Below are 1,027 nucleotides of genomic sequence, written 5' to 3' on the forward strand. Positions count from 1 at the left end.
ATGATCGGCAGTACCAACGGTTTTCAAGCCTGTACCATTGATATTATGGATTTTTCTGATTTTCCTGATGACCTTACCGGGCCATTAGTATCAGGAGCGACAAAAACGGCGATATTAGCTTCGCTTTCTGTCACTGAGGGGGTAACAAGGATCCTGAATCCTTATTTGAAACCCGATGTTACTGAGCTCCTGTCGTTTTTGCGCCTCAACGGTTTTCGGGTGTCCTGGAATAAAGAAGAAATCGTTATTTGTCCTCCCGACGTTCCCGTTGATATCGTTACCCGTGACAAGGTGACAGTAACGTTACTTTCAGATCTCTCCGAAGTGATCACTTACTTAACTCTTTCCATCTTATCGGGGAAAAAAATCAGGTTACATTGTGACAAAATTGACAATGTTATTTCAGGACTGCAGGCCGAGATCACCCTATTCAGACGTATCGGGATAAACATAATACATGAAAATAAAACGCTATATGCCGTGGCAAAACCGGAATTATCACCTTGCGACGTTGTCGTTAAAAGCACGAGTATTTACAGCGATCATCAGCCTTTCTTCGCCTTGATTCTCTGTTACGCCAGGGGTTTGTCCAATATTGAGGAACGCGTCTGGAAGCACCGATTTTCTTATGCTCATGAACTGAATAAAATGGGAACTGATATCGGAGTTTTTGACGGTAAAATATGTATTAATCCTGCGGTATTAAATTCTGAACCACAGTCGGTCTTCGCACAGGATCTCAGATCTGCCGCCGTGTTACTTATTGCTGCCATTGTCCGAAATGGAGAAACGATAATCACTGGGTGTGAGCATCTTGAGCGAGGCTACACACATTTGATCGAGAATTTATCCAGCCTCGGCGTTAATATTCACTATTTACAGAGTAACAAAAAGGAAATTGTCGCATGAATTTTTCTGGTTTTCAGCAGGGTGGCCCCTGGAGATGGTTTATGTCAGACAATTTCCTTGAAACGCAGTTTATACAACAATTATCAGATGATTTTCCGGAAAATCAGTTGGTTTTAAC

The 1,027-nt window shown here is 42.3% G+C and carries 1 protein-coding gene; it reads left to right on the plus strand.

Features of this window, described 5'->3' with window-relative positions; all coding sequences use genetic code 11:
- The coding region (locus WH277_RS08220) for a hypothetical protein (RefSeq protein WP_339505215.1) at window positions 1-909 on the plus strand (909 nt) is incomplete at its 5' end.
- Window positions 910-1,027: the final 118 nt, after the last annotated feature.

Source organism: Erwinia sp. MYb416 (genome assembly GCF_037479575.1).
Taxonomy (GTDB): domain Bacteria; phylum Pseudomonadota; class Gammaproteobacteria; order Enterobacterales; family Enterobacteriaceae; genus Erwinia; species Erwinia rhapontici.